Source organism: Fodinicola acaciae, from assembly GCF_010993745.1.
GTDB lineage: Bacteria > Actinomycetota > Actinomycetes > Mycobacteriales > HKI-0501 > Fodinicola > Fodinicola acaciae.
Genome location: NZ_WOTN01000003.1, coordinates 1,135,103 through 1,158,573, shown reverse-complemented (window position 1 = coordinate 1,158,573; position 23,471 = coordinate 1,135,103). Strand labels below are relative to the sequence as shown.

Genomic DNA, 23,471 nt, shown 5'->3' with positions numbered 1-23,471 from the left:
CCACCGTTATTCCTTGCGGCGGCGGCGGTTTCCGCGCTTCGGCACGAAAAGGTCGGGGTTGTGGCCGAGCAGTTCGCGGCGGATGCCGGTGAGCTGGTCGGAGGTGGCGGTCGCCGCCGCGTCGTCGCGTGCGGCGACGGCCAGCAACAACGCGTCGGTCACGATGGTGGCGCTCAGTGCCTCGCCGGTGAAGCCGCTCGGTGAGTGCGCCGCGGCGAGCCACACGTCGACGCGGTCGCCGAGGACCGGGCCGAGCGAGTCGGTGACCAGGATCGTACGCGCACCGACTTCGTTTGCGCGCCACAGAAGCACCTCGATGTCGGTGGTGAGCCGGCCGGAGGAATAGATGACCATCGCGTCGCCGGCACGCAACGGCAGCAGCTCGTCGGCGAGCCGGAACCCGGTGTGGTCGGTGCTGCGCGCGGCCCGGCCGAGGCGGACCAGGCGCATCGCCAGATAGTTGGCGATCACGCCGGAAAGGCCAATGCCGAAAACGAAAACCTCGCGCGCGCCGGCGAGCAGGTCGACCGCCTTGCTGAAGGCCGCCGGATCGGTCATCCGGTGCGTTTCGGTGACGCGCTCGGCCGCTTCGGTGAAAACCCGGTCGATCAACGCGGCCGAGTCGCCGGCGTGTTCGATCCGGTTACGCAGCCGCAGCGCCGGCCGTACGGTTTTGCCGACCTGGCGGCTGATCTGCCGTTTCAGCTCGGGAAGTCCGGAATATCCGAGCGCTTTCGCGGTGCGTACGACGGTGGCGTCGCTGGTGCCGGTGAGCTCGCCGATCTCGCCGGCCGACGCGAACAGGATTTCGGTCGCCTGGTTGCGAAGAAACTCCGCGACCTTGCGCTCGGCGGGGGACAGCCCGGCCAGCCGCTCGGTGATCCGTTCGGCCAGCGGCGCGGTGCTTTCGTCGGCGGTCACGTCGTTCCTGCTCCATGAAGTCCGGGGGAGGACACACCTTACCTCTTGTGGATTCGATGACAGCTAGCTACGTTCTTGTAGTCAACACTACAACGCAAAGGCCACGATGAGTGCCATCCCGCTGATCGAGATTTCCGGCGAGCCGCGCGAGCGCGGTGAGCAGTACGGCGAGCAGGTCCGCGACCGGATAGCCGCCGCGATCTCCTACTACACCGAGCTTTTCGCGGTCTCGGCCGGTTTGTCGTGGGCCGAGGTGTGCGACCGCGCGCGGCTGTGGATGCCGCTGGTGGAGGACTTCGCGCCGGACGTGGTGGCCGAGATGCACGGCGTCGCGGCCGGCGCCGGCGTCGGTCCGCTGGACATCCTGGCGCTCAACGCTCGCGGCGAGATCGTCTACGACCAGACTTTCCCCTCGATGGGGCAAAACGACGAGACCGACGGCTGCTCGTCGTTCGCGCTGCTCGCGGAGGCGTCCGGCGACGGCCATGTCTACTGTGGACAAAACTGGGACTGGCGCGCCGGTGTCGCCGACACGACACTCGCATTACGCATTGTCCAGCCGCCAAAACCGACGATCGTCACGACTGTCGAGGCCGGACAGATCGGCCGCCACGGCGCCAACTCCGCCGGCATCGCGCTCAACGCCAACGGTCTGGGTGGCCGCTTCGACAACAGCATCGGCGTGCCGCAGACCTTCATTCGGCGGAAAATCCTCGACTCGGCCCGCTTCACCGACGCCATGCGGGTCGCCGTCACCGTGCGGCAACAGATCGCCGCCAACCTGCTGCTGACCCACCGCGACGGCATGAGCATCGACCTGGAAACCACACCAAAAGCGCACCACTGGCTCTATCCGGAGCACGACCTCCTGGTGCACACCAACCACTATCGCGACTGGGTCCCCGAGCAACTGAAGGCCGACTACCGGCCGGGCTCGACCAGCTCGCTCTATCGCCTGCCACGACTGGAAAAACTGCTGTCACGCTGCCGCGACAGCGCCGAGCCGCGCAAGCTGATCGCGGAAGCACTGTCCGACCATTTCGGCTATCCAAACGCATTGTGCGCGCATCCGGACGACGGCCTCGAAGCCGTCCACCAGCACCAGACGATCGCCTCCTGCGTCATGGACCTGACGACCGGCGAGTTCCTGGTCGCCGCCGGGCCGCCGTGTCAGTACGAGTTCGAGACGTTGCCGTGGAACATCTATGATGGGACGGAGGAAAGGTGAGCCAGCTTTCCTACTACCAGCGCGGCCGCACGACGATTTTCGCCGCGCAGGTCGACCAGCGCTTCTCCTACTGTCTCTACGTCCCGCGCGGATACGAGGACGACCAGCGCCGCCATCCGCTCGTCGTGGTCGTCCACGGCACCGACCGTACGGTCGAGACCTACCGTGAGGAGTTCGTCGATTTCTCCGAAAAACACGGCTGCGTCGTGCTCGCTCCGCTGTTTCCGTGTGGCATCGGTGAGCCCGGCGAGCTCAACAACTACAAGTTCATCGCGTATCGGGACATCCGCTACGACAAGGTCCTGCTCGGCATTGTCGACGAGGTCGCGGCCACCTGGCGGGTCGACAGCGACAGGTTCCTGTTGCACGGCTTTTCCGGCGGCGGCCATTTCACCCACCGGTTCCTCTATCTGCATCCGGATCGGTTACGCGCGGCCTCGATCGCCGCGCCCGGCATGGTGACGCTGCTGGATCCGGAGGAGCCGTGGTGGGTCGGCACCGCCGACTTTGCCGACCGTTTCGGCGATGAGCTCGACCTCCCCGCGATCCGCGAGGTCGCCGTCCACCTGGTGGTCGGCGACGCGGACACCGAGACCTGGGAGATCACCCTGGAGCCGGATGATCCGCGCTATCTTCCCGGAGTGGTCAAACAGGGACGTACGCGTATCGACCGGCTCCGCGCGCTGTCCAAGAGCTACACCGAAAACGGCATCGACCACCAGGTCGACCTGGTCCCGGGCGCGAGCCACGAGCTGGCTCCGTTGCTGCCGCCCGTACGTGCGTTTTTCGGCTCTGTGCTGGGGTAGGTGCCGATGTCCCGGCGGTTCGTCATCCTCGCGGCGCTGGTCGCACTGCTCGCCGGCTGCGCGACGCCGGCCACCACGACCGGCCGGATCGCGCTGGTCGCGCTGATCCAGGAGCCTGGCCTGCTCAGCCCGTTCTTCAACGACCAGAGCGGCTCCGACATCACCTCCGCCTTCGTGGTGGAGCCGGTTTTCCTTGCCAGGCCGGACGGAAACTACCTTCCCTATCTGGCCGCCGACATCCCGACACTGGCCAACGGCGGTGTCAGCGCGGACGGCCGGCGGGTCACCATCCACCTCCGGCACGGCATCACCTGGTCCGACGGCGCGCCGTTCACCGCGCAGGACCTGGCCTTCACCGTGCGGGTCTTCCAGAATCCGAAGAGCGCAACGCAAACCGAGCCGGAGTACGAGCTCGTCGACCGCGTCAACGTCGTCGATCCTTACACCGCCGAGGTGCTGATGAAGGAGCCGAATCCGGCCTTCCTCAGTCTTTTCCAGCAGGTGCTGCCAAAACACAAGTTCTCCTCGACCGCCGTCACCGCCGGCGACCCGCAGGCCCGGCTGCCGCTGGGCACCGGACCGTTCGTCTACGTCTCGTGGAACACCGGCGACCGGATCACCTTGAAGCGCAATCCGCACTACTGGCGCGATCCGTCGCTGCCAAAGCTGGACGGCATCACGATCAAGGTGACACCGGACAAACAGTCGACGATGAGCGCGTTCATCAACGGCGAGGCCGACGCGGTCTATTTCTTCACCGGCAACGACCTGCAGGACGTGCAGGCCGGCGCCGACCAGGGCCTGCCGCTGACGGTCGTGACCGACCGCGGCCACGTCGGGTCGGTGGAATGGCTGTGGTTCAACCTCGCCGACCACGGCGACGACACCAGACCGCACCCGGTGCTCGCAGATCCGGTCGTACGCGAGGCGATCGACCGCGGCATCGACCGAAACGCCATCATCAACGGCGTCCTCGGCGGCTTCGGCACGGCCAGCGGCGCTTTCGTCTACACCGGTTGGGCCGGCGCGAAAGTGCCGCCGACACCGTACGATCCGGCGCGCGCAAACAGACTTCTGGACGCGGACGGCTGGAAACGCGGGCCGGACGGCATCCGGGTGAAAAACGGCGTACGCGCCAGGATGAAGTTCCAGACGATCAGCGGCGACCAGACGCGTGTGCTCTACCAACAGCTCGTCCAGTTCGACCTGCGAAAGATCGGCATCGAGCTGAAAATCCAGAACGTGCCGTCCAACATCATGCTCGGCGGCTATCAGGACGGCGGCCTGCTGGCGACCGGAAACTACGACATCATGATGAGCCGCGCCGGCGCCGACTCGCCCGATCCCGGCGCCTGGACGCAGGTCTTCACCACGGCTTCCATTCCTACCAGGAAAAGTCCGGACGGCTTCACCTACTCGCACTGGAGCAATCCGCACTACGACAGGCTCTACACCGCGGCGGCGTCCGAAGTGGACCGCGGCAAGCGGCTGCGGCTTTTCCAGCAGATGGGGACGATCTTCACCGGCACGCGCGTCGCGTTGCCGTTGTACGGTACGGTGCGGGGCTGGGCCTGGAACAGCCACCTGCGCGGCGTACGCACCGACTTCTGGGACGGAATGTGGACCACCGCGAGCTCGGCCTACTGGCATTTTGGATGACGCCATGATCTCCTATGTGTTGCGCCGGTTGGTGCAGGCGGTGCCGCTGCTGCTCGGCATCAGCATCATCGTTTTCCTGCTGTTGCAGATGACTCCCGGCGGCCCGTTGGTCAGCGGCGAGGGCGCGACGCAGATGAGTCCGGAACAGGTGGCGAAACTGCGCGAGCAATACGGCCTGGACCAGCCGCTGCCGGTGCAGTATCTGCACTGGATCGGCGGCCTGTTGACCGGCGACTGGGGGACTTCCTACAACACCGGCGACTCCGTGCTGTCGATGATCGGCGAGCGGGTGCCGGTGACGTTGCTGATCACCGGCCTCGCGCTGGTGGTCGCCCTGCTGGTCTCGCTGCCAGTCGGAGTTTTCTCGGCGTACAAGCGAAACTCGGTGTTCGACTACGCGGCGACCGGCGCCGCCTTCGCCGGCCTGGCCACGCCGAGCTTCTGGTTTGGCCTGATGTTGTTGTATGTCTTCGCTTTCCAGCTGCGCTGGCTGCCCTCCTCCGGCCTGACCGACCTGCGCCAGGAACACCAGGGTGTCGGCGCGATCGGTGACCTGGCCCTGCACCTCATCCTGCCAGTCGCGGTGCTGTCGCTGATTTCGGTGGCACACCTGACAAGGTACGTGCGGTCGTCGATGATCGAGGTCCTGGACCAGGATTACGTGCGTACGGCCAGAGGCAGCGGCCTGCCCGAGCGTACGGTCGTTTTGCACCACGCGCTGAAAAACGCGGCGGCACCGGTGGTCACCATCGCCGTCCTGTCGATCCCCGAGCTGTTCCTCGGCGCGGTGATCACCGAGTCGATCTTCAGCCTGTCCGGCATGGGACGGCTGTTCGTCGACTCCGCCAACCTGCGCGACTATCCCGTCCTGCTGGGGATCCTGATGATCGCGGCGGTGCTGGTCGTGCTGGCCAACCTGCTCGCGGACGTGCTCTACGCGTGGCTCAACCCGAGGATCAGCTATGACTAGTCTGGCCGGCAGCATCGAACTTCCGGTGAAAGCACGGTCGTTGCGCGCCGACGCGTGGTCGCGGTTTCGCCGGCACCGGCTCGCCGTCGCGGCGGTCGGCGCGCTCGGCCTGATCGTCCTGGCCGTCCTCGTCGGACCGTTGGTCTGGCCGTATCAGGCCGATGCCATCGATCTCGCCGCGCGTACGCTCGCGCCGTCCTGGACGCATCCGATGGGCACCGACCAGCTCGGTCGCGACGAGTTGGCGCGGGTGCTCGACGGCGGCCGGCTGACCATCGCGGTGGCGGCCTCAGCCGTCCTCGCCGCGCTCGCACTCGGTGTCGTTATCGGGGCGCTCGCTGGATATGTCGGAGGATTTGTCGACAACGCGCTGATGCGTTTCGTCGACGTTTTCTATTCGATCCCGGCGCTTTTCGTCGTCATCCTGCTGGTCGCGCTGGTCGGGCCGAGCTTCCCGGCCATCGTCGCGGCGATCGCGCTGTTCAGCTGGATGAACACCGCGCGCCTGGTGCGCGCCAGCTATCTGAGCCTGAAGGGCCAGGAATACATCGAGGCGGCCAGGGCCACCGGCGTCGGCGACTTCCGCATCGCGGTCAGGCACATCCTGCCCGGCGCGCTCGGACCGGTCATCGTCGCGGCGACCCTCGGCATCGCCGCGGCGATCATGGTCGAGTCGGCGCTTTCGTTTCTGGGGCTGGGTTTCCAGCCGCCGCAGGCGACCCTCGGTGCGCTGCTCAACGAGGCGAAACGCCCGGTGATCGCGCAGGGCCAGTGGTGGCTCGGCCTGTTTCCCGGACTCACGATCTTCCTGATCGTGCTGTGCGTCAACTTCATCGGCGACGGCCTGCGCGACGCGGTCGACCCACGCCGGCGGCGGAGGTAGCGACAATGGTTGCATTGCTGGAGCTGGAAAACCTGACCGTCACCTTCGACACCGACGACGGCCCGGTGACCGCGGTCGACGGCCTCAACCTGGTCGTACGCGAGCGCGAAACGCTGGGAATCGTCGGCGAGAGCGGATCCGGAAAGTCGGTGACCGCGCTGACCGTCATGCGGCTGCTCACCAACCAGTCGGCGACCGTCACCGGATCCGTACGGTTTCGCGGAAAAGACCTGGTCGCGGCGACAGAACCGGAGCTGCGCGGCATTCGTGGCCGGCAGATCGCGATGGTCTACCAGGATCCGATGACCGCGCTCAACCCGGTCATCGCGGTCGGCCGGCAGCTCACCCAGGTGCTGCGCCATCACCTCCGGCTCGGTCGCCGCGAGGCGTTCGAGCGGGCCGTGGAACTGCTGACGCTGGTGGGGATCCCGGACCCGAAGCAGCGACTTTCCGACTATCCGCACCAGTTTTCCGGCGGTCAGCGGCAGCGGCTGGTCATCGCGCTGGCATTGTCGTGCAATCCGGCGCTGCTGATCGCCGACGAGCCGACGACCGCACTCGACGTGACCGTGCAGGCGCAGATCATCGAGCTGGTGCGCAAACTGCGCGACGAGTTCGACACCGCGATCGTCTGGATCACGCACGACCTCGGCGTGGTCGCCGGCCTGGTCGACCGGGTCGCCGTCATGTACGCCGGCCACATCGTCGAGCAGGCCGATGTGCGACCACTGTTCGCGCAGCCGCGCCATCCGTACACGGCCGGTCTGCTGCGGTCGCTGCCGCCGGCGACCGGAGAACGCAGCCGGCTGGTGCCGATCGCCGGCTCGCCGCCGGACCTGGCCAGGCTCGGCCCCGGCTGCCCGTTCGGCCCCCGCTGCGAGCACGCTCGAGCGGCCTGCGGCGAAAGCGCTCCGCCGCTGGTCACCGTGGCCGACCGGCATGACACCGCGTGTTTCCGGCACGCCGAGCTGGTGCGGGACGCGTCATGACAGCGATCGTGAGCGCCACCGGCCTGAGCGTACATTTCCCGGTGCGGCGAGGGATCCTGCGCCGGCAGGTCGGCGCGATCCGCGCCGTCGACGAGGTGAGCCTGGACATCCGCCGCGGCGAGACGGTTGCTCTGGTGGGGGAGAGCGGCTCAGGGAAATCCACCACCGGACGTGCGTTGCTCCGCCTCGTACGCCCGACCGCCGGCGCGATTGTCTTTGACAACACCGATATCACCTCGTACGACGCTTCCGCTCTGCGCAAGGTGCGGCCGCGGATGCAGATGGTCTTCCAGGATCCGTACGCCTCGCTCAACCCGCGGATGACCGTCGGCGCGATCATCACCGAGGCGATGGCCGTGCACCACCTCGGCGACCATGGTTCGCGTGCCTCCAAGGTGGCCGGGCTTTTCGACCTCGTCGGCCTGAGCCGCCGCCTTGTCGACCGCTATCCGCACGAACTTTCCGGCGGCCAGCGCCAGCGCGTCGGCATCGCGCGAGCGCTGGCCACCGAGCCGAGTTTTGTCGTCGCGGACGAGGCGATCGCGGCGCTGGACGTGTCGATCCAGGCGCAGATCGTCAACCTCCTGCAGGATCTGCGCGACGAGCTCGGCCTGACGTATCTGTTCATCACACACGACCTGGCGATGGCGCGGCACCTCGCCGACCGGATCGCGGTCATGTATCTGGGCCGCCTGGTGGAAATCGGGCCGGCGGTCGAGCTCGCCGAGCGGCCGCGCCATCCGTACACGCGCGCTTTGCTTTCCGCCGTACCGATTCCGGATCCGGTGCGGGAGAGCGGCCGGCAACGTGTCGTGCTCTCCGGCGAGATCCCGAGTCCGAAGGACCCGCCGGCCGGCTGCCGGTTTCGTGGCCGGTGCCCGCTGGCCACCGACATCTGCGCCACCGAGCCAAAACTCGTGCCGGCCGGCGACGACCGCTTGGTCGCCTGCCACCACTTCGACCTCGTCACGTAAGGATTCTTGTTGCCGACGCATCTCGCAGCTCACCAGACCGGCCGGATCCCGCTGACCGCCTGCCAGGCCGACCAGCGGCTGTCGTATTACCTGTACGTGCCGGCCACGTACGACCACAGCCGGCGGGCGCCGCTGGCGATGGTCATGCACGGCACTGGCCGGTCGGCCGAGCAGTATCGGGACTGTTTCGAGGATTTCGCCGAGCAGACCGGGGCGATCGTGCTGCTGCCGCTGTTTCCGGCCGGCATCGCGACACCAGGCGAGATCAACAACTTCAAGTATTTCGCGTACGCCGGCATCCGCTTCGACGAGGTCGCGATGGCGATGGTCGACGAGGTGGCCGAGCGCTACAACGTACGCACGGATCGCTTTCTGCTCTTCGGTTTTTCCGGCGGCGGCCACTTCACCCACCGCTTTCTCTATCTGCATCCGGAGCGGCTGCTCGGCGCCGCGATCGGCGCGCCAGGCGTGGTGACGCTGCCGGACGACACGCTGCCATGGCCGGCCGGACTGTCCAATGTGGACGAGGTGCTCGGCGTCCGGCCGGACTGGGACGCGATCCGGCAGGTGCCGGTGCAGCTGGTGATCGGGGACCGGGACACCGAGACGTGGGAGATCAGCCTGACACCGGACACTCCCGGCTGGATCGCCGGGGTCAACGACGTCGGGGTCACGCGGCTGACGAAGATGGCCGTGCTGAAGGAAAAACTGGGGGAGCGCGGCCTTGACGTACGTCAGGACCTCATCGCCGGTGCGGCGCACGAGGGCCTGAAGATGGTGCCGGCCGTGCGGGACTTCTTCACGTACGTGCTGAGTACGAGCCGCCGGTGAGGTAAGCGGACACGACCGCCGCCTGGTGGTCGGCGCCGAGCTGCGTCGGATGGAACGGCACCGCGACGAGCGGATCCGTCGACAACGGCAACAAGGCCGTCACGTACTGCTTGTTGGGCAGCTGGCACACATCGTGTCCGGCCATGCCGACATCGGTGTTGGCCACGCCGACCTGAGCGTTGGCCGCGACCGTCGCGATCGCCGCGTTCATCTCGGCGAGTTTGGCGCGCAGCCATGGGACATCCTTGTTGGAGATCTGGATGTAGGGATAGCAGCCGACGCTCGGAATCGGGTTCATGTAGTTGACCAGCACGATCCGCGCGTGTGGCGACCGGGCCTTGATGCCGGCGACCGTCGCGGCGATTTTCGGTGCGGCGGCGGCGATCGCCTGCGACACCTTGTCGACACCGCCGGAGACGTACGTGGACTGGCAGGTCTTTCCCAGCGGCAGCAGCCGGATGCAGCTGGTGACTACGCCGACCAGGCCGGCGTCGTTGCCGCCGATGCCGACGGTCACCAAGTCGGTCGTCGGGGTGAGCCGGTCGAACTGCGGTGGGTTGGTGCCGCCGAGCGGCGCCGACTGCGGCTTGGTCATGTGGTCGGTGGTGGCACCGCCGCAGCTCGCGTCGGTGAACGTCGCGATCCCCAGCGTTTTCGCGACCTGGTGCGGATAGTCCGCCGCGCTCTGCACGCAACCGTACGGCACGAACGTGGTCGCGACGTTGAGAATGTTGACGTCGGCGGTCCAGGAGTCGCCGAGCGCCACGTACTCGCGATAGCCGGTGGCGGCGCCGGCCGGCGAGACAAACAACGCGACCAACAACACGGAAAACAGCAGCACGGCGCGACCACGCATCGGCGGTTTCCTCCCTGACTGGATGTCTCCGGAAACCTACCCGCGGTTATCTCGGCTGGCAACGGCGCGAGGACGCCCTCTTACGACAGCAGCAGTTTTTCCAGCCGGCGGCCGGCGATCGCCAGGCCGAGCAGACCGACGAGCGCGAGCACGAGCGCGTTGACCAGCAGGCCGGCGTGCAGATGGCCGAGCATCAGGTCGCGCTCAAGGGTGACGCCGTGATAGAGCGGCGAGAGCTGGACGAGCCAGCGCAGCGCCGGCGGATAGGTGTCCAGCGGATAGAAGGTCGCCGACAGCAGGAAAAGCGGCATCAGGACCAGGCTCAGATAGTCGAAGTCCTGGTGCGTACGCATCCAGGTGGTGCCGGCCATCGCCAGCGAGCCGCAGCAGAAACCGATCAGCACCGCCACCGGCACCGCCAGCACCGCCCACCAGCTGTGCACGAAGCCGGCGATGGTCGCGACGACCAGGAAACCCGTGGCGTAAATCGTGCTGCGCACCAAAGCCCACGCCGACTCGCCGACCGCGATGTCGCGTACGCCGAGCGGCGTGTTGAGCACCGACTCGTAGACCTTGTTGTATTTCAGCTTGAAAAACAGCATGAAGACCATGTCGAAGACGACGCCGTTCATCGCCGAGGTCGCCAGCATCGCCGGCGCCACGAACGACGCGTACGACACCTGCTCGCCGCCGTAGCTGACGGTGCCGACCAGCGCTCCGATGCCGATCCCCAGCGAGAAAAGATAGAACACCGGCTCCATGAAGCCGGTGACGAAGGCGATCCAGGCGCGCCGATAGACCAGAACGTTGCGCTCGAACAACATCCTGGCCAGTCCGGCACCGGCCGGGACCGGGATCAGCCGTGCCACCAGCCGCGCGGCCCCCATCAGATCACCAGCCGGCGGTGATAGCTGATCCGCGCGAGGACCAGGCCGACGACCAGGAACAGCAGCAGATAACCGATGTGGCCGAGCGCCGGCAGCGGCGCCACCGTGCCGGCGACCAGGCCGCGGCACAGCTCGACGCCGTGATAGAGCGGTGTCGCGTACGCGATCGGCTGCAGCACCGCCGGCAGCTGGTGCACCGGGAAGAATGTGCCGGAGAACAGGAACATCGGCGTGGCTCCGATCCGGAAGATCAGGCTGAACCCGGTCTCGGTTTGCTGCGTGGCGCTGAACGCCATGATCGGCGCGGCGTGCGCGAGCGTCACCAGGATCGCGGCGAACACGCCGAGGATCCCCCACAGCGACGGCACCGCGCCGAGCAGGGCCGCGACCAGCACGAAGGCCGCCGCCGAGATGGACGTACGGACGACGATGATGCCGAGGTGGCCGAGCAGCACGTCGGTGACGCCGAGCGGGGTCGCGAGCATCGCCTCGTACTGCCGCCACCACTTGATCGCACCCATCACCGGCCAGGTCGCCTCGCCGACGCCGCTCATCATCGCGTTGGCCGCCAGCACGCCGCCGGCCACGTAGACCGGATAGGCGATGCCGTCGATGGTCGGATGGCCGCTGCGGCTGATCAGCGAGCCGAGGCCGAAGCCGAGCGCGCCGAGGAACAGCAGCGGTGACAGGAAACTGGAGAAGACGCTGCCTTTCCAGGTGCGCTTGTAGTTGACCAGCCAGAAGCGCAGCGCGCGGTGCGCGTACGGTGCGGTGACCATCAGTCGACCAGCGTCCGGCCGGTGAGGTGCAGGAACACGTCTTCCAGCGTCGACCGGCGGACCAGGCTGGACAGCGGCGTCATGCCGCGCCGATAGACGCCGGCCAGCGCGCTCTCGCCGTCTTCGGTGTAGAGCAACAGCCGGTCCGGCAGCACCTCGACCCGCTCGGCCAGCCCTTCGACCTTCTCCGCGTACGGCGCGTGGTCGTCGTCGGCGAACCGCAGCTCCAGCACCTCGCGGCTGGAATAGCGGTCGATCAGCTCGCGCGGACTGCCTTCGGCGGCGATCCTGCCGCCGTCCATCACCACCAGCCGGTCGCACAGCTGCTCGGCCTCGTCCATGTAATGCGTCGTGATCACCAACGTCACGCCGGAGCGCTTGAGCCGGAACAGCCGGTCCCACAGGATGTGCCGGGCCTGCGGGTCCAGGCCGGTGGTCGGCTCGTCCAGCAGCAGGATCTCCGGCTCGTTGACCAGGCCGCGCGCGATCGTCAGCCGCCGCTTCATGCCGCCGGACAGCGGCTCGACCACGCTGTCGGCGCGCTCGGTGAGCTGCGCGAACTCCAGCAACTCGGTGGCGCGCTCGTTGGCGATCTTGCGGGAGAGGCCGAAATAGCGCGCGTAGATGACCAGGTTTTCGCGTACCGACAGCTCGCCGTCCAGCGTGTCCAGCTGCGGCACCACGCCGAGCTTGGCGCGGATCTTCGGGCCGTCGGTGCGCGGGTCCATGCCGAGGATGCGCAGCGTGCCTCCGGACGGCGGCGACACCGAGGCGATCATCCGCATCGTGGAGGACTTGCCGGCGCCGTTGGGGCCGAGGAAGCCGAACGCCTCGCCTTTGCGTACCGACACGTCGATGCCGTCGACCGCGGTGAACTCGCCGAACCGCTTGGTCAGTCCCCGCGCCTGGATCAGCGGCGCCTCCGTCACGGCAAGGTCATCGGTCTCCACGAAGACCGACACTAACGCGAGGCTCCGACAATCTCATTGGAGTTTTCTGACGCCGGCATCACAGAACGTGACGGATTGCTCACGTGCCGGCCGGCCTCGGCGTGGAGGTCGACTATGGCGCTAGAAGCAAGAAATAGGGCTTTCGCATCCGCATCACCGGCGGACGCTGGGACTGGCGTGACTGTTGAGGCTGGTAATGCTGTTGTGACTAACCTAGCCCCGCCCCGCCCGAAACCGCCACACGTGATCAACGCCGTGACAGCCGGCATCGACCAGCCGTCCTGCGCGCGTACGGCCGGTGACCTCGCGCTGAGGAATGGCCGGCGGTCTGCGACGATGCGGTACGTGGATGCAGACGCGCTGGTGACCCTGGCCGACATCCAGGCGGCTCAGAAGCTGCTGTCCGGAGTCGTACGGGTGACTCCGCTGGACGACTCCCGGCCGCTGGCCGCGCGGCTGGCCGGTCCGGCCTATCTCAAGTGCGAGAACAAGCAGCGCACCGGCTCGTTCAAGATCCGCGGCGCGTACACGCGGATCGCGCGGCTCTCGGAGAACGAGCGCTCGCGCGGGGTGGTCGCGGCCAGTGCCGGCAACCACGCACAAGGTGTGGCGCTCGCGGCGCAGCTGCTCGGCATCCGCGCCACCGTGTTCATGCCGACCAGCGCGGCGTTGCCGAAGGTCGCCGCGACCAAGGGGTACGGCGCGCAGGTGCGGCTGCGCGGTGAGACGGTCGAGCACGCGCTGGCCGCGGCCGCGCGGTTCGCCGAGGACACCGGCGCGGTTTTCGTGCATCCGTTCAACCATCCGGACGTGGTGGCCGGCCAGGGCACGGTCGGCCTGGAGATCCTGGAGGCCTGTCCGGAGGTCGCCACCATCGCGGTTGCCACCGGCGGCGGCGGGCTGCTGTCGGGTGTCGCGGCGGCGGTGAAGGCGACGCATCCGCACGTACGCGTCGTCGGCGTGCAGGCCGAGGGAGCCGCGGCCTTTCCCGGCTCGATCGCGGCCGGTCAGCCGGTCGCGCTCAGTGAGATCGCGACGATCGCGGACGGCATCGCGGTCGGCCTGCCTGGCGAGGTGACGCTGGCGCACGTACGCGAGCTGGTCGACGACGTCGTCACGGTGTCCGACGAGGACATCTCACGCGCGCTGCTGCTGTTGCTGGAGCGCTCCAAGCTGGTTGTCGAGCCCGCCGGCGCCGCCGCCGTGGCCGCGCTGATGGCAGAGCCGCACCGCTTCACACCGCCGGTCGTCGCCGTGCTCTCGGGCGGCAACATCGACCCGCTCCTGCTGCTGCGCGTCATCGAGCACGGCATGGCCGCCGCCGGCCGTTACCTGTCGTTCACGGTGAAGTTCGACGACCGGCCGGGGTCGCTGGCGGCGATGTTGACGCTGGTCGGCGAGCAGGGCGCGAACGTGCTCGACGTGTCGCACCTGCGCGCCGATCCGCACCTGCACCTCGGTGAGGTCGACGTGGAGCTGCGCGTCGAGACCAAGGGGACCGACCATTCGGCGCAGCTGCTGACGGCTCTGCGCGCCGCCGGCTATCGCGTACAGATCGGGTCGTGAGCCCGCGGCCATTCAGCGCAGGCCGCTGAGGAACCTGGCGGCGATGGTGGTGCCCTTGGCCTGAGCGTCGGTGGCACCGTCGTACGCGAACACCGCGAAGGACAGGTCGCCGCTGTAGCCGGCGAACCACGAGTGCGTACGCGGCGGCGTGTCCGTGCCGTACTCGGCGGTGCCGGTTTTTCCACCGACGCCGGCGAAACCCGACAGGTCGGCCTTGCCGGTGCCGGACGTGACGACGGCGCGGGTCAGGTCGCGCAGCGGTCCGATCACCGCGGACGGGATCGGTGGCGGCGGCTTCTTGGCAGTCGCCGGCTGGCCGGCCACCAGCGACGGCGTCGGCAGGCTGCCGCGCTGGATCGCGCCGGCCACCAGTGCCATCGTCAGCGGACTGACCTCGACCTTGCCCTGGCCGATCGCGTCGGCGGCCTGCTCGGTCTGGCTGGCCGGCGCCGGCAGCGAGCCGGAGAAGGCCGGCCCCGGCAGCGTCCAACCGGCGCCGACGCCGAACTGGCTGACCGCCTTCATGAAGTCGGCGGCCGGCAGTTTCGCCGCCTGGCCACCGAAAGTCGTGTTGCAGGACTGCGCGAACGCCGTTCGCAACGGTACGTTGCCGAGGTCGAAGGAGTTCTCGTTGATGAACTTCTTGCCGCCGATCACCGTCGACCCCGGGCACGGCACGACGGTGTCCTCTGTGAACTTTCCGGTCTCCAGCAGCGCTGCCGCGGTGATCATCTTGAACGTCGAACCGGCCGGATAGGAGCCGTTGACGCCGATGTCGTACGCCAAAGCGCTGGTCTGCGCCACCGCCAGGATCTCACCGGTGGACGGCCGCACCGCGACGATGGTGGCCGGCAGCGACACGCTGGACAACGCCGACTGCGCCGCCTGTTGCACCTTCGGATCCAGCGTCAGCTTCACCGGAGTGCCGGACTTTCCGTTGAAAGTGGCCAGTTTCGTGGCGTTGCCGGCGGCGTCGACACGCGACACGACCGTCGACGGCGTACCGGTCAGCTTGTCGTTGAGCGCGCGCTGCAGGCCGGAGATCCCGATGTCACCGGTCACCTTGCCCAGACCGCTCTCCTTCAACACCTCGGCGGTCGGCGCGCCGACCCGGCCGAGCAGCGCCGGCGCGAAGTCCTTGTCCACGGCGAGCGTACGCTGGCCGGTCTGGAAGCTCGCGCCGGGCAGGTCGTAGATCTGCGGCTTGACCTCGTTGTAGCGGTCCTGGCGCAGGGTGATCACCGGTACGAAGTCGCTCGGCTTGGCCTTCCGCACGTCCCTGACGATGTCGGCGGCGACGACGCCCTCCGGCTTGAGCACGCTGGCCAGGGTGTTCGCCTCGCCGGCCAGGTCGGTGACCTTCTGCGGCTCCAGGCCGATGGTCACCACCGGCAGCTTGGCGTAGAGCTCGCGTCCCGTACGGTCGGTCAGCGGCGCGCGCAGCGGCAGCGTACGCGACACCTGCAGCCGCTGGCCGGCGGTCAGCGTCGGTTGTACGACCGCGGGCGTCCAGTGCACGCGGTCGTTGTCGCCGCTCTTGGCGGTCTTCAGCGTCCCGGCGTACGACCACGGATGCGTGCCGCCGTCGAGCGGCCAGGTGACCGTGTAGCTGGCGGTCGCGACGCCGTCCTTCTCGGTGACCGAGCCGGCCTTCACCGACGCCTTCGCGCCGGTCTGGCTGGCGGTGGCGGTGAGCAGGTCCTTCGCGGCCGACCCGGCGTCGGTCTGCGCCGCCGCGTCGTCGTACCTGCCGTCGTTCCAGGCGGTCAGGAAGGCCTTGGCGGCGGCCACCGGCGGCGAGTCGCCGAACAACCCGCAGCCGGCGACCCCGGCGACCAGCACAATCGCGAGCGCAGCCGCCACGTTGCGGCGATAGGCATACACGTGTTGAGAGTCTGCCAACAGCCAGCGGGTTGTGCCTGAGTTTTATTACCTACGACACGCGCGGCTAGCCGGTGAACGGCTCGATCTTGTCGATGGTCACCTTGATCTCGGCGCCGGTCGGCGTCGTGTAGGTGACGGTGTCGCCGGCGCGGTGGCCGATGATCGCGGCGCCGAGCGCCGACTCGGGAGAGTAGACGGTGAGCTCGGTGGTCTTGGCGATCTCGCGCGAGCCGAGCAGGAACGTCTCGCAGTCGCTCTTGTCGCCGTCGAAGTGGATGCTCACCACCACGCCGAGGTCGATCTTGTCGGTCTTCTCCGGCGCGTCGTGCACCTCCGCGGTGCGCAGCAGCTCCTGCAGCTCGCGGATCCGGCCTTCCTGTTTGCCTTGCTCCTCGCGCGCCGCGTGATAGCCGCCGTTCTCCTTGAGGTCGCCTTCCTCGCGGCGTTCGTTGATCTCCGCGGCCATGGCGGGGCGGTTCGCTATGAGACCGTCCAGCTCGGCCTTCAGGCGGTCGTACGCCTCCTGGGTGAGCCAGGTGGCGCGGGCCTTGGGGTCGGTCGTGGACACGGCTTGCTCCTCGGTGGACGGATCAGGACGAACTACCGACGTTACCATCGGTGTGACCGGCGTGGCCGGTCCGCGGAACGGGGCCATCCGTTCGCGGTCCCAACACGCTACCGCCTCTCCGGCGTACGCGGGGTGTTACTTTCCGTTTGCCGGCCAGCTCATGGCCGGTAGGGGCCTGTGCCCGCGACGCACCGGCGGCGAGGGACAATAGGAGTGGTGCGGCACGCGCGGTGCCGCGCTCCTTCCCCGTCCAGCAAGGAGCACGACCAGCGTGTCAGAACAGTTGCGGCTGATGGCCGTCCACGCGCATCCCGACGACGAGTCCAGCAAGGGTGCGGCCTCCATGGCCAAGTACGTGCGGGAAGGGGTGCGCGTCCTGGTCGCCACCTGCACCGGCGGCGAGCGCGGCAGCGTACTCAACCCGGCGATGGACCGGCCGGAGGTGTGGGAGCGCCTGAGCGAGATCCGCCGTGAGGAGATGGCCACCGCGCGCGACATCCTCGGCATCGAGCAGGCCTGGCTCGGCTTCGTCGACTCCGGCCTGCCCGAAGGCGACCCGCTGCCGCCGCTGCCGGAGGGCTGCTTCGCGTTGCAGCCGGTCGAGACGGCCGCCGCGCCGCTGGTCCGGCTGATCCGCGAGTTCCGGCCGCACGTGGTCACCACGTACGACGAGAAGGGCGGCTATCCGCACCCCGACCACATCATGTGCCACAACATCTCGGTCGCCGCGTACGACGCGGCTGGCGACCCGGACCGCTATCCAGACGCCGGCGAGCCGTGGCAGCCGCTGAAGCTCTACTACCACATGGGGTTCAGCCGCCAGCGGGTCGAAGCGCTTCACCTGGAGTCGGTCGCCGCCGGCCTGGAGTCGCCGTACGAGGAATGGCTGAAGAAATGGGCGGAAAGCGGCGAGGAGGACACGAGTTCGGCGCGGGTGACCACGAAAGTGCCGTGCGGTGAGTATTTCGGCGTACGCGACGACGCGTTGCGCGCGCACGCGACGCAGGTCGACCCGACCGGACGGTGGTTCCAGACCCCGCTGGAGGTGCAGCGCCGGGCCTGGCCGACCGAGGACTTCGAGCTGGCCAGGTCGCTGGTCGACACGCGGCTGCCGGAGGACGACCTTTTCGCCGGCATCACCGAACGTGTACGCGTATGAACGAATGGTAAGTCCAAGACCGTCGGCGACGGAAAATCCGCGTACGTTAGAGTGGCCGCGGTCTCCAGGGATTGGCTGAGTTTCATGGCAGTTGTGGTGGATGTCATCAACGCACACGTCGGGCCGGATGCGGACGTGAGTTCGCCGATTCTGGCCGCCAACAATTTCGGTGACACGCTGCCAGGTGGCGTCGCCGGACCGCTGGGTCTGTTCGTCATTCTGCTGCTCGTTATTGCGACTGTTCTGCTGGTAAGGAACATGAACAAGCGAATTAAGCGACTGCCGGCCAGTTTTGATGAACAATCCGGCCAAGATTCCCGCGAAGCCGAGGTCGAATCCGACATTTCGGACGTAAAAGCGGGTAAAAAGGACTCCGAGGCACGTTGAGTCCGTAAATGTTTCCCGGTCTGGTGGCCAGATCCACCCCCTGAATAGATAGGGGGTGAGTGTCGTGGAGCGCGGAGACCAGTGGGGCTGAGCATTTAGTTATGTCAATGACTAGTTTCTCGTCGTCTTGTCTGACATCCTCGACGGACGTCAGGCGGATACGCCGCGTCTGCGACACTAGTGGCGCTGGGGTCGCGGAAATTTGGCGTTAGCCCAATGGCTGGGCTGGACGAGACCGTCGTGACCTGCTTTCGACCTGCACGGGGATCGGCAGGCTGGGGGGTGGCAGGGTGACCGCTGCGGCTGGGACGACCGGCACGCAGCCGCTGCGACTGTACGTCGGCGGTGTCGCCGTGGTGGCCGCGGGCCTGGTCCTGCTCGCGGCCAGCCAGGCGGCCGCCGGTGCGGCGCAGGAGTGGCCACGGGTGGCGGTGGCGTTCGCGCTGGCGATCGCCTGCCGGTGGATCTTCGTGACCGTACGGTTCGGCAGTCAGCGGCTGATGGCCGACTGGAGCGAGGCCGCCGTCGTCGTCACGCTGGTGCTGGTCGCCGGGCCGTGGGTGGTGCTGGCCAGCGTCGCCGGCATGGTGATCGTCGACCTCGCCCGGCGCCGTCCGCCGTTGAAGATGCTGATGAACGTGTCGGCGACCGCGATCGCGGTAAGCGCTGCCAGTGGGCTGTTCCGGCTGCTCGGCGGCACCGCCGACAACCATGTCGAGCTCGGCACGCTGCCGCTGCTGGCGGCCGCGGCGATCTGCGGCTGGCTGGTCAGCAACGTACTCATCGGCGTCGCGATCGGCATGGCGCAGCAGATCTCGCCGCTTCGGGTGCTCACCGAGGGCCGGCCGATCTCCATGGTGGCGATGATCGGCAACATCGCCGTCGCGGTCGGCGTGATCGAGATCGGCCAGCTGCAGCCGTGGGGCCTGCTTGCGGTGCCGCCGGTGCTGTGGCTGGTGCACCAGGGCCACGTGGGGCGTACGCGCACGAGGCAGGAGCGCCGCACCTGGCACCAGCTGGCAGCGGCCACGCGCGCGCTCAACCAGCTCGACCAGGACCAGGTCATCGACGCGGCGATCACCGGCGCCGCCGAGATGTTCGCCGCCGACGTCGTCGAGATCGACTCGGCGTACGCGCCACCGCAATGGCGGCTGACCCGCGGCGACCGGCGCGGCTCGCGTTGGCGTGGCGCCCCGGGCGCGCTCGTACGAAGTGAGCCGCTGGTGGTGCCGTCGACGCTCGCGCATGATGGCGAGGTCGTCGGTGAGCTGCGGCTGTGCTTCAAGAACCAGGTCGATCTGGGCGAGCGCGAACGGCTGGCCTTGTCGACGTACGCGGACGCGGTGGCCGCAGCGCTGGCCAACGCGAGCGCCCACCAGCGGATCCGCGAGCTGGCCGACCGCACCCGCTACGAAGCGTCGCATGACACGCTGACCGGCCTGATCAACCGCGACCGGCTGCTGGACCTGATCGACCTGCGGCGTACGCATCCGGTCAACGACAGCCCGGATGCCGCCTTCGCGTTGCTGCTCTTCGACCTCTCGCATTTCAAGGAGGTCAACGACACGCTCGGCCACACCGCCGGCGACGCGCTGCTCGTACGCGTGGCCGAGCGGATGGCCGACGGCCTGGCGCTCGGCGAGCAGCTGGGCCGGCTGGACAGCGACAAGTTCGCGCTGCTGATGGCGCCGGAGCTGGACTCGGAGGCGGCGGCGCGAGCGGCCAAGGAGCGGGCCGGCGCGTTGCAGAGCGCGCTCGCCGAGCCGATCGTCGTGGAAGGCGTGACGCTGACCGTCGAGGTGCGCGTCGGCCTGGCGATCACCGAGGTCGCCGACGGCTGTCCGCACGCGGAGCTGCTGCGGCGCGCGGACATCGCCATGTACGAGGCGAAGAGCAGTGGCCGCAGCCTGGTGATGTATTCGCCGGAGCGCGACGGCGGCCGGCTCGACCGGCTGTCGCTGGCCGCCGAGCTGCGCTATGCGCTCAGCCAGGACGATCAGCTGTTCCTGGAGCTGCAGCCGCTGGTCGACCTGTCGACCGGCGTACCGCTCGGGGCCGAGGCGCTGGTCCGCTGGCGGCATCCGCGGCGTGGCCTGCTCGGGCCGGCGGAGTTCATCCCGGTCATCGAGCGCAGCGAGCTGATCCATCCGTTCACGCAGTGGGTGCTGGACGAGGCGCTGTCGATCATCTGCAACTGGGACACCGGCGACCTGGACGTGCCGGTCGCGGTCAACCTGTCCGCGCGCAGCCTGCTGGACCGACGGCTGCCGGAGGACATCGACCGGATGCTGCGCAAATACCGGCTGCCGGCGAGCGCGCTCGTACTGGAGATCACCGAGACGGTGATCATGAGCGAGCTGGAGGTGGTCGAGGAGGTGCTCGACGGCCTGCGCCGGATCGGCGTGCAGATCGCCGTCGACGACTTCGGCACCGGCTATTCGTCGCTCACCTTCCTCGCGCGCGTACGCGTCGACGAGGTGAAGATCGACCAGTCGTTCGTGAAGGCCATGCACCACTCGGTCGAGGCGTACGCGATCGTCAGCAGCACCATCACCCTGGCGACCAGCCTCGGCCTGCGCGTCATCGCCGAGGGCATCGAGACAGCCCTGCAACGCGAGGAACTGGCCGGCCTGGGATGCACCGGCGGCCAGGGCTATGGCCTCTACCCACCGATGTCCGCCGACGCGGTGACCGCCCTGGTCGAGGAAGCCGCCGACGGCGGCTCGTCGTCACTCGCCTCCAACCACTGACCACCGCGACACACCGAGACCAACGCAAAACTGTCATACCCTCCCCGAAAAATTGCCCCCACCCAGTGGTCGGGTGGGGGGTGGGTCTGAGAGGTTGCCTATGTAATGCAAAGTTGATCTTGGTCGCCACAATTGGAGCGCTAAATGCGGTCTTTGTCTGGTTGGCGAACGCACGCAAGGCCCCCTTGCGTGCGTCCAGCGCAAGCAAGGCCCCCATGCGTGCATCGCGTCGTGTGGCTGATGTGACTAGAGAGGTCAGAGCGGCGAAAGAGGCGCACGCGACAGAAAGTCAAGATCAACTTTCGAACTTATGTAAGTTTCCACGCGAACCCACCCCCCACCCGATCTGGGTGGGGGCCAAAATTGCCACCGGGGTACGACAGTTTCGCGCCGTAGCGGGTAATCAGCCGGGGCGGCCGGCCGCGTCGATGGTAGCCGTGAAGGTGCGGCCGGCGACCCGCAACCCCGCCGCCGTCAGCGCGCCGACCGGGCTTGGCCGCATCGGCTCCAGTGACACGCGCTTGGCCGGCACGTGTACGCGCAGGCCGAGGATCGACGACAGCACCGACACGGCGGCGGCCGCCGACCAGCCCTGCGGCTGGCACGCGGTCGGGTACGGGATGGCCGCCGGCCACGCCCCGCGCGTGTCGCCGGCGTGCAGCTCAGGCATCCGGAAGCCGAAGCTCTCGGCCGCCGCGAGCAGACCCTCGACCAGGCCGGCGGCGACATCGTGGTGACCGGTGCGTACGAGCCCGTCGATCGCGATCGCCGTGTCGTGAGCCCACACCGTGCCGCAGTGATACGTGTCCGGGCCATAGGCCACCGCGTCCGCCGACAACGTACGCAGGCCGTAACCGGAGCTCAGCTCGGCCAGCCGCCGCGCCACCAGCTCCGACTCGGCGTCGTCCAGCAGGCCGGTGCCGAGCAGATGGCCGATGTTGCTGGTGACCGTGTCGACCGGCCGGTCCTCGCCGTCCAGCGCGACCGCCGGATAGCCGCCGCCGACCCAGAACCGCGACCGGAAGGCCATCGCCAGCTCGTCCGCCCACGACCGCCAGCGCGCACTGCCAGGTCGGCCGAAGGCGTCCAGCAGCTCGGCACCGCGTACGGCCGCGTCATACGCGTACGCCTGCACCTCGCACAACGCCACCGGACCCGACGCCATGCTGCCGTCGCCGAACCGGATCGCGTCACCGGAGTCCTTCCACCCCTGGTTGGCCAGGCCGTGCCCGGACGTGTCGAGATAGCGCAGGAAACCGCCGCCGGCGGCCGCGTTGGCGGCCATCCACTCCAGCGCAGCCTCGGCCGCCGGCAGCAGCGCCGCCACCTGGTCGGCCGGCAGGCCCCAGCGCCAGGCGTCGTTGAGCAGGACGACCCACAGACAGGTCGCGTCGACCGTGCCGTAGTAGACCGGCGGCAGGGACAGTCCGCCGCCGTACGACGACGTACCTCGCCGCAGCTCGTGCAGGATCTTGCCGGGCTCCTCGGCCGACCCGGCGTCGGTCCGCCGGCCCTGTCGCGCGGCGAGGGCGCGGAGCGTACCGGCGGCGAGCTCGGTGCCCAGCGGCAGTAACATCCGCGCCGAGATCAGGCTGTCCCGGCCGAACAGCGTGAAAAACCACGGAGCGCCGGCCGCGATGAAGACCTCGCCGCCGGCCGTCATCCGCAGGCCGTCGAGGTCGTCGACCGCGCGCGCGAGCCACGCGGCGAGCCGAGAGTCGCCGGCCCGCACCTCCGGTGTGACCCACGACGGCCCGACCGGCGCCGGCCCGACCACCGACGACGGGTCGGTGCAGCGCAGCTGCCACCCCATCTCGCCGGCCTGGCCGGCTGGTACGGCGACCGACCAGGTCAACCCGGCCGGCTCCACGCGCAACTGCCACGCCGTACCAGCCTCCGCGGTGACCCACACCGACGTCGTGCCGGCCTTCCAGGCCAGCGTCGCGCCATGCGCCTCGATCGGCAGCGCGGTGCCGCGGCGGCCGGCTCGGATCTCGGTGATCGGCGCGCCGTCGGTCGCCAGCCGCAGCGCGACGCTCGCCTCGACCTTCTCGCCGGTCTGGTTGACCAGCCGTACGCGCTCACGCATCCCGGCCGCGGTGACCTCACGCTCCCGGACGAGCCGCAACGCCGAGTCGTCGTCCAGCCGTACGGTCCCGACGAAGGTCGCCGTCGCCGCGCCGGTCAGCCCGCCGGCCAGGTGCTCCGGCGGCTGGCCGTCGACGGTCAGCAGGGCCTCGGCCAAGACGCGGATGTCCGCGTGCAGGACCCCGTGCGCGTTCTCCGGTCCGGTCGCCGGACCGATCTGGCCGTCCGCGCCGGACAGCGCGACCGTCGGTGCGCGTACGCAGGTGGTGAGCTCGTGCAGGAGCGGCTGCCGCATGGCTGGACATTCTCACATGTACGCGCTGAGCTGAACGCCGA

The 23,471-nt window shown here is 68.5% G+C and carries 20 protein-coding genes; 12 read left to right on the top strand and 8 right to left on the bottom strand.

Features of this window, described 5'->3' with window-relative positions; all coding sequences use genetic code 11:
• Positions 1-6: 6 nt before the first annotated feature.
• Entirely contained in the window at positions 7-921 is a 915-nt protein-coding gene (locus GNX95_RS31645; protein WP_222854075.1) for a MurR/RpiR family transcriptional regulator, read from the bottom strand.
• A 106-nt stretch (positions 922-1,027) separates the two neighbouring features.
• Here GNX95_RS31645 and GNX95_RS31640 point away from each other — a divergent pair, with 106 nt between their 5' ends.
• Genes GNX95_RS31640 through GNX95_RS31605 form a run of 8 tightly spaced genes read left to right on the top strand, consistent with a single transcriptional unit; the run spans position 1,028 to position 9,261 of the window.
• Positions 1,028-2,149 carry a C45 family autoproteolytic acyltransferase/hydrolase gene (locus tag GNX95_RS31640; protein ID WP_163511328.1) on the top strand — a complete coding sequence of 374 codons (1,122 nt, stop codon included), beginning with the start codon at positions 1,028-1,030 and terminating at the stop codon, positions 2,147-2,149.
• Positions 2,146-2,955 carry an alpha/beta hydrolase family protein gene (locus GNX95_RS31635; RefSeq protein ID WP_163511327.1) on the top strand — a complete coding sequence of 270 codons (810 nt, stop codon included), beginning with the start codon at positions 2,146-2,148 and terminating at the stop codon, positions 2,953-2,955. Before GNX95_RS31640 ends, GNX95_RS31635 begins: the two co-directional genes overlap by 4 nt.
• A 6-nt stretch (positions 2,956-2,961) precedes the next feature.
• On the top strand, positions 2,962-4,614 hold the full coding sequence (locus tag GNX95_RS31630; protein WP_163511326.1) for a peptide ABC transporter substrate-binding protein: 1,653 nt from the start codon (positions 2,962-2,964) through the stop codon (positions 4,612-4,614).
• A gap of 4 nt (positions 4,615-4,618) precedes the next feature.
• Positions 4,619-5,584: an ABC transporter permease gene (locus GNX95_RS31625; RefSeq protein ID WP_163511325.1), complete on the top strand. Its 966-nt coding sequence runs from the start codon at positions 4,619-4,621 to the stop codon at positions 5,582-5,584.
• A complete protein-coding gene (locus GNX95_RS31620; protein WP_163511324.1) occupies positions 5,577-6,467 on the top strand; it encodes an ABC transporter permease in 891 nt (296 codons plus the stop codon). Before GNX95_RS31625 ends, GNX95_RS31620 begins: the two co-directional genes overlap by 8 nt.
• 5 nt (positions 6,468-6,472) lie before the next feature.
• On the top strand, positions 6,473-7,456 hold the full coding sequence (locus tag GNX95_RS31615) for an ABC transporter ATP-binding protein (RefSeq protein WP_163511323.1): 984 nt from the start codon (positions 6,473-6,475) through the stop codon (positions 7,454-7,456).
• Complete coding sequence (locus GNX95_RS31610; RefSeq protein WP_163511322.1) at positions 7,453-8,430, top strand: ABC transporter ATP-binding protein; 978 nt, start codon at positions 7,453-7,455, stop codon at positions 8,428-8,430. Before GNX95_RS31615 ends, GNX95_RS31610 begins: the two co-directional genes overlap by 4 nt.
• Positions 8,431-8,439: 9 nt before the next feature.
• Positions 8,440-9,261, top strand: a complete 822-nt coding sequence (locus GNX95_RS31605; RefSeq protein ID WP_222854074.1) for an alpha/beta hydrolase family protein — start codon at positions 8,440-8,442, stop codon at positions 9,259-9,261.
• Here GNX95_RS31605 and GNX95_RS31600 read toward each other — a convergent pair.
• From GNX95_RS31600 to GNX95_RS31585, 4 genes are all read right to left on the bottom strand, one after another.
• Positions 9,230-10,117, bottom strand: coding sequence for an SGNH/GDSL hydrolase family protein (locus GNX95_RS31600; protein ID WP_163511321.1), 888 nt, complete (start codon positions 10,115-10,117; stop codon positions 9,230-9,232). The two genes, GNX95_RS31605 and GNX95_RS31600, sit on opposite strands and share 32 nt — an antisense overlap.
• An 80-nt stretch (positions 10,118-10,197) precedes the next feature.
• The gene (locus GNX95_RS31595) at positions 10,198-11,004 is read right to left on the bottom strand and encodes an ABC transporter permease (RefSeq protein WP_163511320.1); all 807 of its coding nucleotides are present in this window, start codon (positions 11,002-11,004) and stop codon (positions 10,198-10,200) included.
• Positions 11,004-11,783 carry an ABC transporter permease gene (locus GNX95_RS31590; RefSeq protein ID WP_163511319.1) on the bottom strand — a complete coding sequence of 260 codons (780 nt, stop codon included), beginning with the start codon at positions 11,781-11,783 and terminating at the stop codon, positions 11,004-11,006. The genes GNX95_RS31595 and GNX95_RS31590 overlap by 1 nt, the downstream gene beginning before the upstream one ends.
• Positions 11,783-12,733: an ABC transporter ATP-binding protein gene (locus tag GNX95_RS31585; RefSeq protein ID WP_222854073.1), complete on the bottom strand. Its 951-nt coding sequence runs from the start codon at positions 12,731-12,733 to the stop codon at positions 11,783-11,785. The genes GNX95_RS31590 and GNX95_RS31585 overlap by 1 nt, the downstream gene beginning before the upstream one ends.
• A 336-nt stretch (positions 12,734-13,069) precedes the next feature.
• Between GNX95_RS31585 and ilvA the strand changes: the two genes are divergently transcribed.
• Entirely contained in the window at positions 13,070-14,299 is a 1,230-nt protein-coding gene (gene ilvA, locus GNX95_RS31580) for a threonine ammonia-lyase (protein WP_163512051.1), read from the top strand.
• A gap of 12 nt (positions 14,300-14,311) precedes the next feature.
• Here the strand turns inward: ilvA and GNX95_RS31575 are convergent, their stop codons facing one another.
• Together GNX95_RS31575 and greA are read right to left on the bottom strand one after the other, a co-directional pair.
• The gene (locus GNX95_RS31575) at positions 14,312-16,183 is read right to left on the bottom strand and encodes a penicillin-binding transpeptidase domain-containing protein (protein ID WP_163511318.1); all 1,872 of its coding nucleotides are present in this window, start codon (positions 16,181-16,183) and stop codon (positions 14,312-14,314) included.
• 64 nt (positions 16,184-16,247) lie between these two features.
• Complete coding sequence (greA, locus tag GNX95_RS31570; protein WP_246281827.1) at positions 16,248-16,751, bottom strand: transcription elongation factor GreA; 504 nt, start codon at positions 16,749-16,751, stop codon at positions 16,248-16,250.
• A 292-nt stretch (positions 16,752-17,043) separates the two neighbouring features.
• Between greA and mca the strand changes: the two genes are divergently transcribed.
• The 3 genes from mca to GNX95_RS31555 all read left to right on the top strand — a co-directional run bounded on the left by mca (position 17,044) and on the right by GNX95_RS31555 (position 21,047).
• Positions 17,044-17,910, top strand: coding sequence for a mycothiol conjugate amidase Mca (gene mca / locus GNX95_RS31565; RefSeq protein ID WP_187369748.1), 867 nt, complete (start codon positions 17,044-17,046; stop codon positions 17,908-17,910).
• A gap of 84 nt (positions 17,911-17,994) precedes the next feature.
• A complete protein-coding gene (locus tag GNX95_RS31560) occupies positions 17,995-18,297 on the top strand; it encodes a hypothetical protein (protein ID WP_163511315.1) in 303 nt (100 codons plus the stop codon).
• Between the two features lie 290 nt (positions 18,298-18,587).
• Positions 18,588-21,047 carry a putative bifunctional diguanylate cyclase/phosphodiesterase gene (locus tag GNX95_RS31555; protein ID WP_163511314.1) on the top strand — a complete coding sequence of 820 codons (2,460 nt, stop codon included), beginning with the start codon at positions 18,588-18,590 and terminating at the stop codon, positions 21,045-21,047.
• 403 nt (positions 21,048-21,450) lie between these two features.
• Here GNX95_RS31555 and GNX95_RS31550 read toward each other — a convergent pair whose 3' ends face one another.
• On the bottom strand, positions 21,451-23,430 hold the full coding sequence (locus GNX95_RS31550; protein WP_163511313.1) for a glycogen debranching N-terminal domain-containing protein: 1,980 nt from the start codon (positions 23,428-23,430) through the stop codon (positions 21,451-21,453).
• Between the last annotated feature and the right edge of the window lie 41 nt (positions 23,431-23,471).

Bases quoted from the DNA above. Each gene is read 5' to 3' on its own strand.
- GNX95_RS31640 (WP_163511328.1), top strand. From the start codon at position 1,028: ATGAGTGCCATCCCGCTGATCGAGATTTCCGGCGAGCCGCGCGAGCGC.
- mca (WP_187369748.1), top strand. From the start codon at position 17,044: ATGGCCGTCCACGCGCATCCCGACGACGAGTCCAGCAAGGGTGCGGCC.
- GNX95_RS31590 (WP_163511319.1), bottom strand. From the start codon at position 11,783: ATGGTCACCGCACCGTACGCGCACCGCGCGCTGCGCTTCTGGCTGGTC.
- GNX95_RS31610 (WP_163511322.1), top strand. From the start codon at position 7,453: ATGACAGCGATCGTGAGCGCCACCGGCCTGAGCGTACATTTCCCGGTG.
- GNX95_RS31625 (WP_163511325.1), top strand. From the start codon at position 4,619: ATGATCTCCTATGTGTTGCGCCGGTTGGTGCAGGCGGTGCCGCTGCTG.
- ilvA (WP_163512051.1), top strand. From the start codon at position 13,070: ATGCGGTACGTGGATGCAGACGCGCTGGTGACCCTGGCCGACATCCAG.
- GNX95_RS31630 (WP_163511326.1), top strand. From the start codon at position 2,962: ATGTCCCGGCGGTTCGTCATCCTCGCGGCGCTGGTCGCACTGCTCGCC.
- GNX95_RS31620 (WP_163511324.1), top strand. From the start codon at position 5,577: ATGACTAGTCTGGCCGGCAGCATCGAACTTCCGGTGAAAGCACGGTCG.
- GNX95_RS31615 (WP_163511323.1), top strand. From the start codon at position 6,473: ATGGTTGCATTGCTGGAGCTGGAAAACCTGACCGTCACCTTCGACACC.
- GNX95_RS31560 (WP_163511315.1), top strand. From the start codon at position 17,995: ATGGCAGTTGTGGTGGATGTCATCAACGCACACGTCGGGCCGGATGCG.
- GNX95_RS31595 (WP_163511320.1), bottom strand. From the start codon at position 11,004: ATGGGGGCCGCGCGGCTGGTGGCACGGCTGATCCCGGTCCCGGCCGGT.
- GNX95_RS31550 (WP_163511313.1), bottom strand. From the start codon at position 23,430: ATGCGGCAGCCGCTCCTGCACGAGCTCACCACCTGCGTACGCGCACCG.
- GNX95_RS31600 (WP_163511321.1), bottom strand. From the start codon at position 10,117: ATGCGTGGTCGCGCCGTGCTGCTGTTTTCCGTGTTGTTGGTCGCGTTG.